This is a genomic window from Ruminococcus flavefaciens (assembly GCF_900116855.1).
Lineage (GTDB): Bacteria > Bacillota > Clostridia > Oscillospirales > Ruminococcaceae > Ruminococcus > Ruminococcus flavefaciens_R.
Map to the genome: position 1 here is coordinate 209,848 of NZ_UETD01000002.1, position 15,940 is coordinate 225,787.

Annotated in this window: 13 protein-coding genes; all 13 read left to right on the forward strand. The window is 45.6% G+C overall.

Features of this window, described 5'->3' with window-relative positions:
• The first annotated feature begins 339 nt into the window (after window positions 1-339).
• Window positions 340-2,196, forward strand: coding sequence for an RNase J family beta-CASP ribonuclease (locus tag DSZ37_RS01085; protein ID WP_431768062.1), 1,857 nt, complete (start codon window positions 340-342; stop codon window positions 2,194-2,196).
• Window positions 2,197-2,218: 22 nt separating this feature from the next.
• On the forward strand, window positions 2,219-4,192 hold the full coding sequence (locus DSZ37_RS01090) for a DHH family phosphoesterase (protein WP_109725126.1): 1,974 nt from the start codon (window positions 2,219-2,221) through the stop codon (window positions 4,190-4,192).
• 22 nt (window positions 4,193-4,214) lie between these two features.
• Window positions 4,215-4,661 (forward strand): 50S ribosomal protein L9, encoded by a 447-nt coding sequence (gene rplI / locus DSZ37_RS01095; protein ID WP_109725127.1) that lies wholly within the window; start codon window positions 4,215-4,217, stop codon window positions 4,659-4,661.
• A gap of 12 nt (window positions 4,662-4,673) precedes the next feature.
• Window positions 4,674-6,029, forward strand: a complete 1,356-nt coding sequence (gene dnaB / locus DSZ37_RS01100; protein ID WP_109725128.1) for a replicative DNA helicase — start codon at window positions 4,674-4,676, stop codon at window positions 6,027-6,029.
• Window positions 6,030-6,031: 2 nt separating this feature from the next.
• Window positions 6,032-7,366: a tRNA lysidine(34) synthetase TilS gene (gene tilS / locus DSZ37_RS01105; protein WP_109725129.1), complete on the forward strand. Its 1,335-nt coding sequence runs from the start codon at window positions 6,032-6,034 to the stop codon at window positions 7,364-7,366.
• A gap of 17 nt (window positions 7,367-7,383) precedes the next feature.
• The gene (gene ftsH / locus DSZ37_RS01110) at window positions 7,384-9,291 is read left to right on the forward strand and encodes an ATP-dependent zinc metalloprotease FtsH (protein ID WP_109725130.1); all 1,908 of its coding nucleotides are present in this window, start codon (window positions 7,384-7,386) and stop codon (window positions 9,289-9,291) included.
• A 194-nt stretch (window positions 9,292-9,485) separates the two neighbouring features.
• A complete protein-coding gene (locus tag DSZ37_RS01115; RefSeq protein WP_109725131.1) occupies window positions 9,486-9,905 on the forward strand; it encodes an FHA domain-containing protein in 420 nt (139 codons plus the stop codon).
• A complete protein-coding gene (locus DSZ37_RS01120; RefSeq protein WP_109725132.1) occupies window positions 9,895-11,187 on the forward strand; it encodes an FtsW/RodA/SpoVE family cell cycle protein in 1,293 nt (430 codons plus the stop codon). The genes DSZ37_RS01115 and DSZ37_RS01120 overlap by 11 nt, the downstream gene beginning before the upstream one ends.
• Window positions 11,184-12,545 carry a penicillin-binding transpeptidase domain-containing protein gene (locus DSZ37_RS01125; protein ID WP_109725133.1) on the forward strand — a complete coding sequence of 454 codons (1,362 nt, stop codon included), beginning with the start codon at window positions 11,184-11,186 and terminating at the stop codon, window positions 12,543-12,545. The genes DSZ37_RS01120 and DSZ37_RS01125 overlap by 4 nt, the downstream gene beginning before the upstream one ends.
• 141 nt (window positions 12,546-12,686) lie before the next feature.
• On the forward strand, window positions 12,687-13,214 hold the full coding sequence (hpf, locus tag DSZ37_RS01130) for a ribosome hibernation-promoting factor, HPF/YfiA family (protein WP_109725134.1): 528 nt from the start codon (window positions 12,687-12,689) through the stop codon (window positions 13,212-13,214).
• A 64-nt stretch (window positions 13,215-13,278) separates the two neighbouring features.
• Window positions 13,279-13,947, forward strand: a complete 669-nt coding sequence (locus DSZ37_RS01135; protein WP_109725135.1) for a lactate utilization protein — start codon at window positions 13,279-13,281, stop codon at window positions 13,945-13,947.
• Window positions 13,948-13,950: 3 nt separating this feature from the next.
• Window positions 13,951-14,772 (forward strand): putative ABC transporter permease, encoded by an 822-nt coding sequence (locus tag DSZ37_RS01140; protein ID WP_109725136.1) that lies wholly within the window; start codon window positions 13,951-13,953, stop codon window positions 14,770-14,772.
• 176 nt (window positions 14,773-14,948) lie between these two features.
• Window positions 14,949-15,923, forward strand: coding sequence for an aldolase catalytic domain-containing protein (locus tag DSZ37_RS01145; RefSeq protein WP_109725137.1), 975 nt, complete (start codon window positions 14,949-14,951; stop codon window positions 15,921-15,923).
• Window positions 15,924-15,940: the final 17 nt, after the last annotated feature.

Genomic DNA, 15,940 nt, shown 5'->3' on the forward strand with positions numbered 1-15,940 from the left:
ATAATTATGCTCTGATGCGAATAAACAATGAGTATTTTTATATAAAATTATTACGGCTTTTATGACGAGGACGATCGTCATTAAGATATAGGACCGCCGGGCGATAGACGGTCCAAACGGTTTCGGAAACATATATTTTCAGGATCACATATGCTTTATGCAGGTTTTGCTCATCAAAAGAGCTTGTACGTTCACCTGTTTTCTGTGTGGTCAGTCTTTTTATCGCCTTTTTGAAAGTAATGATCATCATGATCTGCCGTTCCGGAACATTTTTACATAACTTTTCAGACTTCTGCGTCGTTCATGCGGAGGTCTTGTGATTTTTGAAAGTGAGGTCATATAGTGAACGAAAAAGAAAAAACTCCAAAGGTGAAGAAGACTGCTTCCGACGCACCTAAAAGAACTTACAGAAAGAGAACAGCCGCTCCGAAGGAGAAAACTGTAAAGGAAAAGGCAGTTAAGGAAACTGCGGCAAAAAGCGAAAAATCAGCTTCAACAAAGCCTAAGACACGCACAAGGCAGCCAAAGGAGATCAAGAAGACTCCCGTAAGGATAATACCTCTGGGCGGTCTTAATGAGATCGGTAAGAATATGACTGTTTTCGAGTGCTCAAACGATATGTTCATACTCGACTGCGGTCTTGCTTTCCCCGATGCGGATATGCCGGGTGTTGACATCGTTATCCCCGATTTCACATATGTTGAACGAAATCAGGACAAGATAAGAGGTATCGTTATCACCCACGGACATGAGGATCATATCGGCGGTCTTGCATACCTACTCAAAAAAATCAATGTTCCTGTTTATGCCACAAGACTCACTATTGGTCTTATCGAAGGCAAGCTGAAGGAGCAGGGACTCTACGGCAAGGTCAACCTTAATATCGTTGAGCCTAAAAAGACCGTAAAAATGGGTTGCATGGCTGTTGAATTCATCAAGGTCAACCACTCCATCCCCGATTCGGTAGGTATGGCTATCCATACTCCCGCAGGTGTTATCGTCCATACGGGAGACTTCAAGGTGGACTTCTCGCCTATCGACGGCAAGATAATCGACCTTGCACGTTTCGGCGAGCTGGGAAGCCGCGGTGTCCTCGCACTTATGGCAGACTCCACCAATGCTGAGCGTCCCGGATATACTCATTCCGAGAGAACCGTAGGCGACTCCTTTGACAAGCTCTTCCAGAAGGGAGAGGGAAAGCGCATCATCATTGCTACCTTCTCCTCAAATATTCACCGTGTTCAGCAGATCATCAACTGTGCCGTAAGATACGGCCGTAAGGTCGCTGTATTCGGAAGAAGCATGATAAATGTTATCAATACTGCCATTGAACTGGGCTATCTCGATGTTCCCGACGGTATTATCATTGATATCGAGATGATGAACCGCTATGAGAGCGAAAGGATAGTTCTCATAACTACGGGAAGTCAGGGGGAGCCTATGTCTGCTCTGACCAGAATGGCTATGAACGACCACAAGAAAGTCAATATTACTCCCATGGACTTCATCATCATCTCCGCTACGCCTATCCCCGGCAATGAGAAGTTCGTTACAAGAGTTGTAAACGAGCTTATGAAGTCGGGAGCAGAGGTCGTATATGAGGCTATGTACGAAGTACACGTTTCGGGTCACGCCTGCCAGGAGGAGCTGAAACTCATGCAGTGTCTGACCAGACCCAAGTTCTTCATTCCCGTCCACGGTGAGTACAAGCATCTGAAAAAGCACGCTGATCTTGCTCTCCAGATGGGCATGCCCAGAGAGAATATCATCATCGCAGAGATAGGCAATGTTATCGAGACAGACGGTAATACCATGAAAGTCGTTTCACAGGTGCCTGCAGGCAGAGTGCTTGTGGACGGCCTTGGCGTCGGTGATGTCGGTTCTATCGTTCTCAGAGACAGAAAGCATCTGGCTCAGGACGGTCTTATCATTATCGTCATCGGCATAGAAAAAAGCACCAACGAGATCGTTGCAGGTCCCGATATCATATCAAGAGGCTTTGTTTATGTAAGAGAATCCGAGGAGCTTATGGTAGAGGCTCGCAGTCTTCTTTCGGATACTCTTGCCAACTGCTCTGCAAGTGAGCTCAGGGAGTGGAATTCCCTCAAGGGTAAGCTCCGCGACGCTCTCTCAGACTATATTTACCAGAAAACAAAGCGCAGCCCTATGATACTTCCTATTATCATGGAGACATGATCTGTCCGAAAGGAGCTTAAAGGTGAAAAAGAAATTCCCGGCAGTTCTGATGATCCTGCACCTGCTTGCGCTTGGTACAATGATCACATCATACCTGCTGATCGGCCGCACCGACCGCACTGTCGACTGGCTGTTTCTGGCATCTGCCGTTATCATTTTTATCTGCATCATTTACACTATCATTTATTCAAGGAACTCAATGCGGCATATCTCGAAAATGAACAAGCATCTTGAAAGCTCTGCCGCAGAATTCATGAATTCTCTCCCCGCTCCTGTTGCCGTTATCGACGAGCACAGGCAGTTTGTCTGGTACAATCAGATATTCGCCGAAAAGATCGGTCTCGGTCAGGACGTCTACGGTCACGACTTTGAAGGCTTTGTCAAAATCGATATAGAGTCGCTGAAGTCCAACGGAAGGGCTATATGTCCCATAAATGGAAGTATCTATGATGTTACAGCTGAACAGTTCGACAAAAATGATATGTCATTCCTCGTTCTCTACTTCCATGACGATACCAATTACTACGCCATAAAGAAGAACATGGACGAATCCCACCCCAACGTTGTGGTGATAACCATCGACAACTACGACGATATAATGCAGAACGCCAAGGAGAGCGAAAAGGCTCAGACCTCGGTGGAGACTGAAAAGCTCATCGAAAACTTCATGAGCAAGACAAACGGCTTCATCAAAAAGACCTCCTCCAATACGTTCTTCGCAATAATCGAAAATCGTCACTTAAACGCTATTATTGACGGCAGGTTCAAGATACTGGACGCCGCAAGAAATATCAAGATCGCAGGGAAATATCCCTTAACCTTTTCAATAGGTGTCGGTCAGGGTGCTTCATCTCTGTCAGAAAGCGAGAATATCGCAAGGCAGTGCCTTGATATGGCTCTCGGACGCGGCGGAGATCAGGCTGTTATCAAGACCGATAACGGTTATCGGTTCTTTGGCGGAGTTTCCAAGGGCGTTGAAAAGCGCTCAAGATCAAAGACAAGGATAATTGCAAACGCCATGCAGGACCTTATAATGAGTTCGGAAAGAGTTTTTCTTATGGGACACCGCTTCGGCGATCTGGACTCTGTAGGAGCTGCCTGCGGACTGGCAGGAGCACTGAAAATACTTGGCAAACAGGCTTATATAGCTGTTGACCGCTCAAAAAACCTGGCGTCAAATCTTATCGATATCGTCGATGAGGAGACAAATTACGGACTGTTTATCAATCCGGCGGAAGCAGAAGAACTTATCGGTCCGAATGATATGCTCATCATTGTTGACACACATAATAAGGACTATGTAGAGAGCCGTGCTCTCTACGAAAAGGCTCATTCTGTTGTCGTTATCGACCACCACAGAAAGACCGTGAACTTCATCGATGACGCTGTCATTTTCCACCATGAACCCTACGCTTCATTGGCTTCGGAAATGGTGACCGAGATAATCCAGTATTTCAATTACAGCTCTGACGAAAAGATCGCAAGCTGTCACGCTGACGCTCTGTTGGCAGGTATAATGCTTGACACCAAGAACTTCGTCATGAGAACCGGTGTAAGGACCTTTGAAGCCGCAGCATATCTGAAGAAAATGGGTGCAGACACAGTTGCAGTAAAGCTTCTTTTCTCAAACTCCATCGACTCTTACAGAAGAAAGACACAGATCGTCGCTTCTGCAAAGATACATAACAACTGCGCTATCGCAGCTGCTGATTTCAAATCAGACGACATAAGGCTTGTGGCACCTCAGGCTGCCGACGAGCTTCTCGGCATAACAGATGTTGATGCTTCCTTTGTCATATACAAGACAGGAAGCACAGTAAATATATCCGCAAGATCTCTCGGCGCTCTCAATGTTCAGGTCATTATGGAACAGCTTGGCGGCGGAGGTCATCAGACTATGGCGGCTACTCAACTCGAAGGAACTACCGTAGAGGACGCAGTAAAGGCTCTGATCTACGCCATCGACGACTGCCGCAAGAACGCTTCGGAACAATAATCAATGAAAGGTCGGAATAAATATGAAGGTAATTTTCTTAAAGGACGTTAAAGGCTCAGGCAAAAAGGGCGAATTAAAGAACGTTGCAGATGGATACGCCCGCAATATGCTCCTCCCCAAGGGACTTGCTGTTGAGGCTACTCCCGAGAATATGAACAAGCTGGAAGGAGCACAGGCTTCCGCACAGCACAAGATCGATGTTGACATCCAGAATGCCAAGGATGCTGCTGCAAAGCTCAAGGGCAAGAAGATCAACATAAAGGCTAAAGCCGGTTCAAACGGCAAGCTTTTCGGCTCTGTTACAGGCGCCAACGTTGCAGATGCCATCGCTGAGCAGGTCGGCGTGACCGTTGACAAGAAGAAGGTCTCTCTCAGCACTGATATCAAGAACTTCGGCTCGTATACTGCTACTATCAAGCTGTACAACGGTATCTCCGAGACAATTGATGTGGAAGTTATCGAAGGCTGATCGGTGAATAATATGGATGAAAATGATATCCTGCTCTCCGCCCGCGAACTGCCGCACAGTATCGAGGCGGAGCAGTCCGTTTTAGGAGCCATAATCGCTGATCCTTCAGTGCTCTCCGACGTACTCGAGCTCATTAAGCCCGAGTATTTCTATAATGATCAGCACAAGGCACTGTACTCCATTATGCTGCAAATGAACTCCATGAGCCTCCCCGTTGATATAGTTACGGTGCTCAACGAAGCTGAAAAGCAGCATATATTTGAAAGCCCTGCCGAGGGAAGACGTTATCTTGCCGAGATAGGCAATATGCTCCCCTCCACTGCGAATATCGAGAGCTACTGCAAGATCGTTGCAGATAAGTACTTCCTGAGGAGTCTCAGCTACGTTGCGAGGACAATTCTCGAAGAAGTGCAGTCCGGCGAGCAGAATGCCCAGCTTCTTCTGGACTCTGCCGAGCAGAAGATTTACGATATCAGACAGGGACGCGATGTACGCGGTCTTGTTCCCCTCTCTGAGGCGATCGCCGAGGCTTATGACAGACTCGGAAAAATATCAGGTCCCGATAAGGACAAGTATGTGGGTGCAAGAACGGGCTTCACTCTTCTCGACTCCATCACATCTGGTCTTAACAAGTCGGATCTGATAATCATAGCTGCCCGACCGGGTATGGGAAAGACCTCCTTTGCCATGAATATCGCTACGAACGTAGCAAGACGCGCTGAAAAAGAAGTCGTAACCTTTAACCTGGAAATGTCAAAGGAGCAGCTGGCTACGAGAATACTCTCCACAGAGGCTCTCGTTGAGTCAAATACCCTCAGAAACGGAAGAATATCAGGAGATGACTGGGTAAAGCTTGCTACAAGTGCCGGATACCTCAGCTCCCTCCCCCTCTATATCGACGATACGGCAAGCATGACAGTTCAGCAGATGAAAGCAAAGCTGAGACGAACAAAAAATCTCGGTCTTGTCATCATTGACTACCTCCAGCTCATGGAGTCTACCTCACGCTCGGATAACCGTGTTACCGTTATCAGTGAGATCACACGTCAGCTGAAAGTCATGGCAAAGGAACTGAATGTCCCCGTTATCCTTCTCTCTCAGCTCTCCCGTGCTGTTGAAAGCAGAACAGATAAGCGTCCCATGCTCTCCGACCTGCGTGAATCAGGTTCTATCGAGCAGGACGCTGATATCGTACTTTTCCTCTACCGAGAGGCTTATTATAATAAGGAAAGCCAAAGGCAGAATATCTCGGAATGTATCGTGGCAAAGAACCGTCACGGTGAAACGGGTACTGTCGAACTCATCTGGGACGGTCAGTATACAAGATTTTCAAATCCTGATTACGAAACTCCTCCCGAAAACGTCTGATCATGTTAACCAAGGTTTACAAGTTTATATGTGAAAATAATATGCTCACCTGCGGTGACACTGTTGTCTGCGGACTGTCGGGAGGCGCTGACAGCGTTGCCCTGCTTCTGTCACTGTATCAGCTGAGAGAAAAGCTTGGCATAAAAGTTGAAGCGCTCCATGTCAACCACTGCATAAGGGGCGACGAGAGCGACAGGGACGAAGAATTCTGCCGCGATTTGTGCAAAAGGCTTGATATAGCTTTTACTGCTGTAAGATGTGATGTTATCCGACAATCCGATATATGGCAGAAGTCCACGGAGGAGACAGCAAGGATAATGCGCTATGATGAGTTTTCAAAGTGCTCCGAGGGCAAAAAGCTTGCCACTGCTCACAATGCCAATGATAATCTTGAAACTGTCATCCTTAATCTTTGCCGTGGAACGGGTATAAAGGGGCTTGCAGGGATCCCATGCATCCGTGGGAATATCATAAGGCCGCTTCTTACCGTCACTCGTGCTGAGATAGAAGAATTTCTCAGAATATCTGGACAGAACTATGTTACGGACAGTACCAATCTCTCCAATGACTACACCCGCAACAAGATCAGACATAAGATAATCCCTATGCTGGAGGAGATCAACAGCTCTGTTATAGCTACCTCTGTTAACAGTATAAATACTGTCAGAGAGGAAAATGCTCTTATCGAAGCCGATACTGACCGTGCAATGGCTGAATGCAGGAAGAAAAATGCACTTATTGGTCTGAACGGCTATCCCGCTGTTATCAGAAAGCGCTGTATCTCCCGTCTGCTTTCCGAAAACAGCCTTCCCTACTCCCATCAGAGACTGGAGGAAGCCGATACCATCCTCGCAGGCGGCGGGAAGCTCAATATTTCAGGAAAAACCTACCTTGTGGGCGAAGGAGGTTCACTAAGTCTTCAGGTCATTGATGCCCCTGCGGAAATAGTTGTGGAACAGGCTCTGGAGCTTGGTGATAACATAATATGTGACAATTGCACTGTCAGATGCGAATTGTTAGAATGTGATAATTTGAAGAAAATTGAAACTGTTCACAAAAAATCCACATTTTATCTTATTGATTATGATAAAATAAGAGGAAGGCTTATTGTGCGTACAAGAAAGTACGGCGACAAAATAAGACTTAAAGGAAGAAGCTTTACTTCTTCCGTGAAAAAGCTTATCAATGAAAATATCCCGTCCGATAAACGTAACGGGCTTCTCTTTATTGAAGATGAAGAAGGGACTATTCTCGCTGAAAGGCTTGGTATAGCTGACAGAACAGCTCCCGATGATAATACAACGGGATTTCTGAAAATTTCATTTATACGATCATAAAGAATGGAGAGGATAATTTGACACCAAAGAAAAGCAAAGGTCTGATCACCTACCTGCTGCTTATCGTGATCGCAGTATTCTGTCTCGTATTTATAAGTTCAAGACTGAATGCTGACGCTGAAAAAACTGAATACACAACAGTTATCAGCTATTTCGACCAAAAAAAGGTCTCTGAGTACACTCTTGATCTGGGTACGGGAGACCTCACCTACAAGCTTCAGGGAGATGATGCGGAAAAGCATTATACCGTTCCTAACGTTAATATCTTCCTCGAAGATACTGAAAACTATCGTCAGGAGTATAACAAGGCAAACCCGGACGCTCCCCTTGTTCAGGATTATATCAAGATCACTGACAGAACATGGCTCTATTCTCTTATCCCTGTTCTGCTGACTATAATCCTCGGAATCGCTATCCTCTACTTTATGATGAAGCAGAGCGGCGGCGGCGGCAAGTATACTACATTCGGCAAAGCAAACCTCAAAAACGGTGCAAGTGCAAGAAAGGCTACCTTCAAGGACGTTGCCGGTGCCGATGAGGAAAAGCAGGAGCTCGTTGAGATAGTTGACTACCTCAAAAATCCTAAAAAATACACTGAGCTGGGTGCTAAGGTGCCAAAGGGTGTTCTCCTTCTCGGCCCTCCCGGAACAGGTAAGACCCTTCTCGCCCGTGCAGTTGCAGGTGAGGCAGGCTGTCCGTTCTTCCCTATCTCGGGTTCAGACTTCGTTGAAATGTTCGTCGGAGTCGGTGCATCGAGAGTAAGAGACCTCTTTGAACAGGCTAAGAAGCACGCCCCTGCCATAATTTTCATCGATGAGATCGATGCTGTCGGACGTCACAGAGGCGCAGGTCTCGGCGGCGGACACGATGAACGTGAACAGACACTTAACCAGCTCCTCGTTGAAATGGACGGTTTTACCGGCAACGAAAGCGTTATCGTTATCGCTGCTACAAACAGACGTGATATCCTCGACCCTGCCCTCCTCAGACCCGGTAGATTTGACAGACAGATCGTTGTCGGCTATCCCGATGTAAAGGGCCGTGAGGAGATTCTGAGAGTCCACGCAAAGAACAAGCCCCTTGGTCCCGATGTTGATATCAAGCGTATCGCAAGAACAACTCAGGGCTTCACAGGTGCTGACCTTGAAAACGTACTCAATGAAGCTGCGCTCCTTGCAGCAAGAAATGAACGCCGCGCTATCACAGAGGCTGATATCGAGGAAGCAACTCTCAAGGTAATCGCAGGTCCCGAAAAGAAATCAAGGATAGTAACAGAGCACGACAGAAAGGTTACTGCTTATCACGAAGCAGGTCACGCCGTTGCTTCCTATAACCTCCCCACACAGGATAAAGTTCATCAGGTTACTATAATCCAGAGAGGTATGGCAGCAGGTCTTACAATTTATCGCCCCGATACTGATGATCAGCACGTTTCGCGCAATCAGATGCGTGAGCGCATAATCTCTCTGTTGGGTGGTCGCTGTGCTGAGGAGATATTCCTCGATGATATCTGCACAGGTGCTTCAAATGATATCGAGAGAGCTACTGCTACTGCAAGAAACATGGTAACAAAATACGGCTTCTCTTCAAAGCTCGGTACAGTTACCTACGGTTCAGACAACGATGAGGTCTTCCTTGGCAAGGACTACGGTCATACCAAGAATTACAGCGAATCTGTTGCTGCTCAGATCGATGAGGAAGTTCGTTCTATCATTGAGAAGGCTTACAGCGACTGTGTCGAGATCCTCAGAGCAAATGCTGACAAGATGCATTTCCTCGCCAAGTATCTTCTCAAATATGAAAAGATCGACGGTGATGACTTCGAGAAGCTCATGAAAGGTGAGATCAGCGAAGACGTCCTGTCAGATGATGAAGTAGGCGCTCCTCTTGGATTCGGAGATACTCCCGAACCCGAACTCAACTGATAATGTAAAATCCCGAAGAGCTTATCTTCGGGATTTTTTTGCAGCTTCTTTTCGTAAATATTCATCAGACATTTTTATATGTGAGCTATCAACGGCTGTTTTGCGGCATAAATTGCTGTTTGATGCCGCGCATCTTGCTATTTTTTTACTTGTATGTTATAATATAAAAAGCATTTTTACACGGAGGTGTTTTTTTGGAATCCCTTGATCTCATATTTTGTGCTGTTGCAGCTGCTGCACTGGATATATGTATCTTTGTGCTCATCATAACAGCTTACCGCGAGAAAAGGTCAACAAAAAAGAACTGGCGTCAGATATCAAACGATATGGAGCTTGCCGAGCAGGACAAGTCCTATGAGCTTGGCTGTGATGAGGTGCTTATCGGCAGACACGCCTCAGCTGATATAAGGCTCCCTGACCTTTCGGTCTCAAGATACCATGCAATGCTCACTGTTGTAAACGGCGTCTGGACTATAAAGGATATAGGTTCTAAATCAGGTATTTTCGTAAACGGTGAGCTTACCCGCGAAGCTGTTCTTCATGAAAACGATATAATAAAGCTTGGCAACCGCCGGCTTCTCTTCAGAAAAAGGAGGGACAGCCGTGTACGCTAATCCGATCGCTTATGTTTTCTCATGTATTTTTGTACTGATCGCACATTCTGCCATGCTCTGCAATATCTGGTTCAACGGTAAATTCGATGAGCCCCGTGATATTGCCGTTCTGGGGGCGGCTGTCATTATTCTCGATATCGCATATTTTGTGGTGATACTTGCTTTCAAGCAGATATCCTACGTTCTTGACTTCCTGCTGATACTTGTGCTGGGGATGAGTATCATATTCCAATCCTGCTTTGGCAAGGTGGGATTTGACGTAAAACACTACATAACCTGCATCGTCTGTCTTGCAGCTTGTAAAGCAGGATATATACTCTGCCGCGACCATAAGCTGCTTCAGGACAAAAAGCCGTACATTTACGGTGCTATCGGAGTCATGGTACTTATAACCCTTGTATTCACCAGCGCCGAGAATATGTGGATAGAGATCGGTTCATTTACATTACAGCCCTCTGAGTTTATCAAACCGCTGTTCGTGCTCGCCTGTGCGACCTCTATCGCAGACCAGCAGAAAAAGCACAAGATACTTATATTCAATGTAGTCTACGAGAATATTGCTCTGTTCTGCATAATGGCTGTTATCTGTCTTGTGCAGGTCAAATCACACGACTACGGAAGCCTTCCCACCTTCCTCAGCATTTATGCAGTAGGTTTTCTGCTCAGGATATGCTACCCAAAGGCTAAATTCTCCAAGAAAAAGCTTTTTGCAGTCATTGCCGTACTTGTTGTATTCGTTCTCATAGGTCTGAAGTATGCTCCCGACTACGTTCAGCACAGACTCCACGTTGATATCTGGAGCGACAAAACAGGTGACGGCTATCAGCAGTCACAGGCACTTATCGGTATCGCTAACGGAGGCTGGTTCGGTGTAGGTCCCGGAAAGGGTTTCCTATGCCATGTATTCGCGTTTGATAATGATATTGTATTTGCCACTATCAGTGAGGAATGGGGACTAATGTTCGCACTCATGATGGTGCTGACCATAATCATAATCACTGCTATCCCCCTTGTTAACCCTGCACGTTCATATTTTCACGGTACAATGTCTGCCTGCGTCTGTGCAGCCTTCATTGTACAGATGGCTCTCAATATTTTTGGTTCGTGCAACCTTATCCCTTTCACCGGTGTAACTATCCCCTTCATATCCACGGGAGGAAGCTCTCTGATGGTAAGCGGTCTTATGATCGGTATGCTCATGGCAGGTCAGTCCCCTGTTTTCAAGGAACATAAACAGAAGAAACAGGAAGACTCCGAGCCGGCATGGAGGTGGAAAGAATGAAAAGTATAAAACGAACACAAAGGATCACAAGCCTTGTAATACTCCTTTTTATCCTCGGAATGGCTGTGCTCGTCTTCAAGCTTGTACATGAATCATCTTTCTATATGATGAACTCGGACAAGCATGAGCTTGGCTTCGTCTATGACAGAACAGGCGATGTACTGTTTGACGGTACGGGTGAAGGCTCTTACCCGGACAATTATTTCCTCGATGTGGGAAATATCATCGGTGACGACTCTGGTCAGATGAACAATACTCTCGTCGCAAATAATATCGAAAAGCTCAATAACTACAGCTTCTCAAACGGACTTATCCAAGACGGCGGAAAGGCTGCCATTTACACTACACTTGACCACGCCGCAAACCGTGCGGTCTACAATGCATTCGGTTATCAGGACGGCTGTGTTTGTGCGTATAACTATAAAACGGGAGAAATGCTTGTTTGCGCAAGTATCCCGTCACTTGACGTCACAAAGGGCTATGACAACATAGGAAGCTTCCGCCCCGGTACACTCTTATCCAAACCAATGTCCGGGACTGTTCCGGGCTCTACTCAGAAGGTCTCAACTGTCATTACCGCTCTGGAGATAATGGGCTCAAGCAACCTATACGCAAAGAGCTACAACTGCTCGGGCAAATATATCAACAGAACAGGCGACAGCATCGACTGTCATAACATTTACGGTCACGGTACCCAGAATATTCAGGAAGCCTTTGAAAACAGCTGTAACCCGTTCTTTGCACAGCTCATTGAGGACGATGAAATGCCTCTCGACAGAGTTATGAAACAGTACGAAAAAATGGGATATGTTCTCAACGGAGGCGAGCCCCAATTCTATGAAATTGACGGTATACAGTGCGCCACTGCATCAACTACTCTCGAGGACAAGTACCAGTTCAAGACTCAGTGGGGCTGTATCGGTCAGGGTGATACCCTTGTAAGCCCTATGCAGCTCATGATGTGGGAGAGCGCTATCGCCAATGAATCAGGCAAAATGACCATGCCCTACTTCATCGACCATGTGACTGATGTAAAGGGACATATCAGAGACAAAGCAAAAACACGATACAGTGACAAGCTCTTCTCAGAGAGCACTGCATCTGCCGCAAAACAGATACTCCTCACTAATGGTGCAGATAAGTACAGCTATTCCATAGTCGGCTACAATGTTGGCGTAAAGAGCGGTACTGCTCAGGTAGATGAAGGAGCTCATGAGAATTCCCTGCTGGTCGGCTTCGTAGATGATCCTTCCTTCCCCATCGCCTTCTGTATTCTCATTGAGAACAAGGACAGCGGATATCTAACCACTGAACAGGTAGCACAGGTGCTTCTTGATAATTTAAAAAACAATAATTGATGTCAGTTTAAACAAATAAAAGATTTCTCTTTGTGCATTTAAACGAATTTAACAAAAATATCTTGTAAAAGCTATTATATTATGGTATAATATAACCATAAACTTATGCTATGTTTGTACATAGCTTAAAGGAGGACTAATATGAAAACTACCATCACAGCAAAAAAAATGCAGATCCCGACTAACTTTACTGAATACGCTGAGAAAAGGATCGATACCCGACTCGGAAAATTCTTTGGCGATGATGCTGACGCTAAGATCGTTATATCCGAGATCAGAAACCAGATCATTCTTGAGCTTACTGTTAAATACAACAGCATTATTTTCCGTGCAGAGCGTACAGCTGAAGATAAGTATGTAGCTCTTGACGATGCTATCGATAAGATCATCAGACAGATCAGAAAGAACAAGACCAAGGTCGAGAAGAAGCTGAAGGATACAGCTTTCAAGGAGGCTTTCGCTTATCCCGTTCCCGAGTCTGTTGATTACGAAGTAATCAAGCACAAGAAGTTCAAGATGAGACCCATGGATATCGATGAGGCTATCCTCCAGATGAATATGCTGGATCACGAGTTCTTCATGTTCACCAATGCAGAGACAGGTCTTATAAATGTTGTTTATAAGCGTGCAGACGGTAATTATGCAGTTCTCGAACCTGATAACGACTAAATCACAGTGACAATATGCGGGGCTTTGCGTCCCGCATATTGATTTTATAAAAGGAGTGCTAAAAATGGACAACAACAAGAAAACTATACTTGAAAAACGTATCAAAGCTGTGGGAGAAAAGCTCCGCAGGAACAACATGGAGTTCTACTATGCAGAGACAAAAGATGACGTCTGTCCCATTGTGGCTTCACTTATCAAAAAAGGCGATGTAATTACAAACGGCGGTACAATGACAATGGCAGAATGCGGACTCGGTGAGCTGCTCTCCTCCCCCGACTATAATTATCTCGACCGCTCAAAGATGACTCCCGAAGAAGTTCAGGAGCTCTATATCAGAGCCTTCTCAGCCGACGTTTATATTTCCAGCTCAAATGCTATCACTGAGGACGGTGTTCTCTATAATGTAGACGGAAACAGCAATCGTATCGCTGCTATTGCTTACGGTCCCAAATCCGTAATAATCATTGCAGGCTATAATAAGATCGTAAGAGATCTGAACGAAGCGGAGATAAGAGTCAAGAGAGAGGCTGCTCCTCCTAACTGTGTGCGTCTGAACTGCGAGACATACTGTAAAGAAAAGGGAGAATGTGTGTCGCTCTCCAAAGCTGACCGTCAGATAAGCGACGGCTGCGGCGGTGACGGCAGAATATGCTGTAATTACCTCATTTCCGCTCAGCAGAGGCATAAGGGCAGGATAAAGGTCATAATCGTCGGCGAGGAACTGGGCTATTGATATATGAATGCGACACTGACGGCAGTATATCAGACTGCCTGCTTCTTTGTAATATACGCCTTCTTCGGATGGTGCCTTGAAGTTGTATATCAGGCGGTGGAGCACGGCAAATTTATCAACCGTGGCTTCCTGAACGGTCCTTATTGTCCAATTTACGGCTTCGGAGTCATAATCGTCTGTGGGGCACTTGAACCTATCAAAGAAAATCTTATTGTTCTATATTTGGGAGCGGTAATTCTTACTTCTACACTCGAATTCATCACCGGCTTTCTGCTTGAGAAAATTTTCCGGCGAAAATGGTGGGACTACACAGGCGAGAGATTTAATCTGAAAGGCTATATATGTCTAAAATTCTCGCTGCTCTGGGGAGTTGCCTGTCTTGTAACAGTCAGGCTGATACATCCTCTGGTCACAGCCTTTGTTGAGAAACTGCCGCAGACACTGGGAATCATTATCCTGTCTGTCATACTAATCGGCTTCCTCAGCGACGCAGTTATCACTGTCTGCGCTATTATCCACATCAGAAACAGACTCATTCTCACAGAGCGCATTTCCACTGAAATGAGAAAAATATCTGATGCCACAGGTGAAAAACTGTTCAGCGGCGTCGAGTTCGTAATGGATAAGAAGAATGACCTTGATGAAAAGGCAAACGAACACAGGAAAAAGCTGGAAGAGCTTGCAGCTAAATACAGAAAACTTACCGAGAAACGTGAGTTAACTCTGAAACGACTTGCAAAGGCTTTCCCTAAGCTTTCCCTTGAAAGCACAGCTGAACTAAAGGAGCGCTTCGCAAAAATAAAGGATGAATTAAAACTTAAATAGCATATAAAATGGGGACATTGTCTGAAATGTCCCTGTTTTTTTATTAGTTTTGATATAAAACGTAAAACTTCAAAAAATGTTTGACAAACTATAAAAAGTATGCTATACTATTTTCAGTGAGACTTTAAAGCGTTACAGCGTAAAGTGCTACAGTACTCAACGAAAGAGGAATTTTTATGAAAGAGATATCTAAGCTTATGAATTACAGATCAGATGTCAGAGTTATTGACGCAACTCTGCGTGACGGAGGACTCGTAAACGATTTCAGATTCAGCGATGAGTTTGTAAGAGACCTTTATCTCTCAAATATCAAAGCAGGCGTTGACTATATGGAATTCGGTTACAGAGCCGATAAGGAAATGTTCAAGGTCGAGGACTTCGGTCCATGTAAGTTCTGCGATGACGAGTATCTGCGCTCTATCGTAGGAGACAACCACACAGACCTTAAAATCGCTATCATGGCGGATGTAGGACGCTGCAACTATAAGCAGGATATCGTTGAGCGTGAGAACAGTCCTGTTGACCTTATTCGTGTCGCTACTTATATACACCAGATACCCACAGCGGTTGATATGATAGAGGACGCAAAGAAGAAGGGCTATGAGGTAAGCTGCAATATCATGGCTATCTCAAATGCTCAGGAAAGCGATATGAAGGTAGCTCTCGATATTCTCGGTCAGTCCCCTGTTGATGTTTTCTATATTGTTGACAGCTTCGGTTCGCTCTATCCCGAGCAGATCGCAAGAATAGCAGACCTTTATCTCGAAGTTGCTGCAAAGTACGGTAAAAAGGTCGGCATACACGCTCACAACAACCAGCAGCTCGCTTTCGCAAACACCATTGAAGCTGTGGGTGACGGAGTTGACTGGCTGGACGCAACATACTCATCAATGGGCAGAGGCGCAGGAAACTGTGCTATGGAGCTTCTTCTGGGCTTCCTCAAAAATCCTAAGTATAATGTATACCCCGTTTTCCAGTTCATTGAGAAGCATATGGACAAGCTTCGTGAGGAGGGCGCTGTATGGGGCTATGACCTCCAGTACCTGCTGACAGGTCTGTTCAATCAGCATCCGAGAACAGCTATCCAGTTCACTAAGGATAAGCGCAAGGATTTCTCCGAATTCTACAAGGAGATAATCTCTCAGGAATAAATATCGGAAACTGCAGA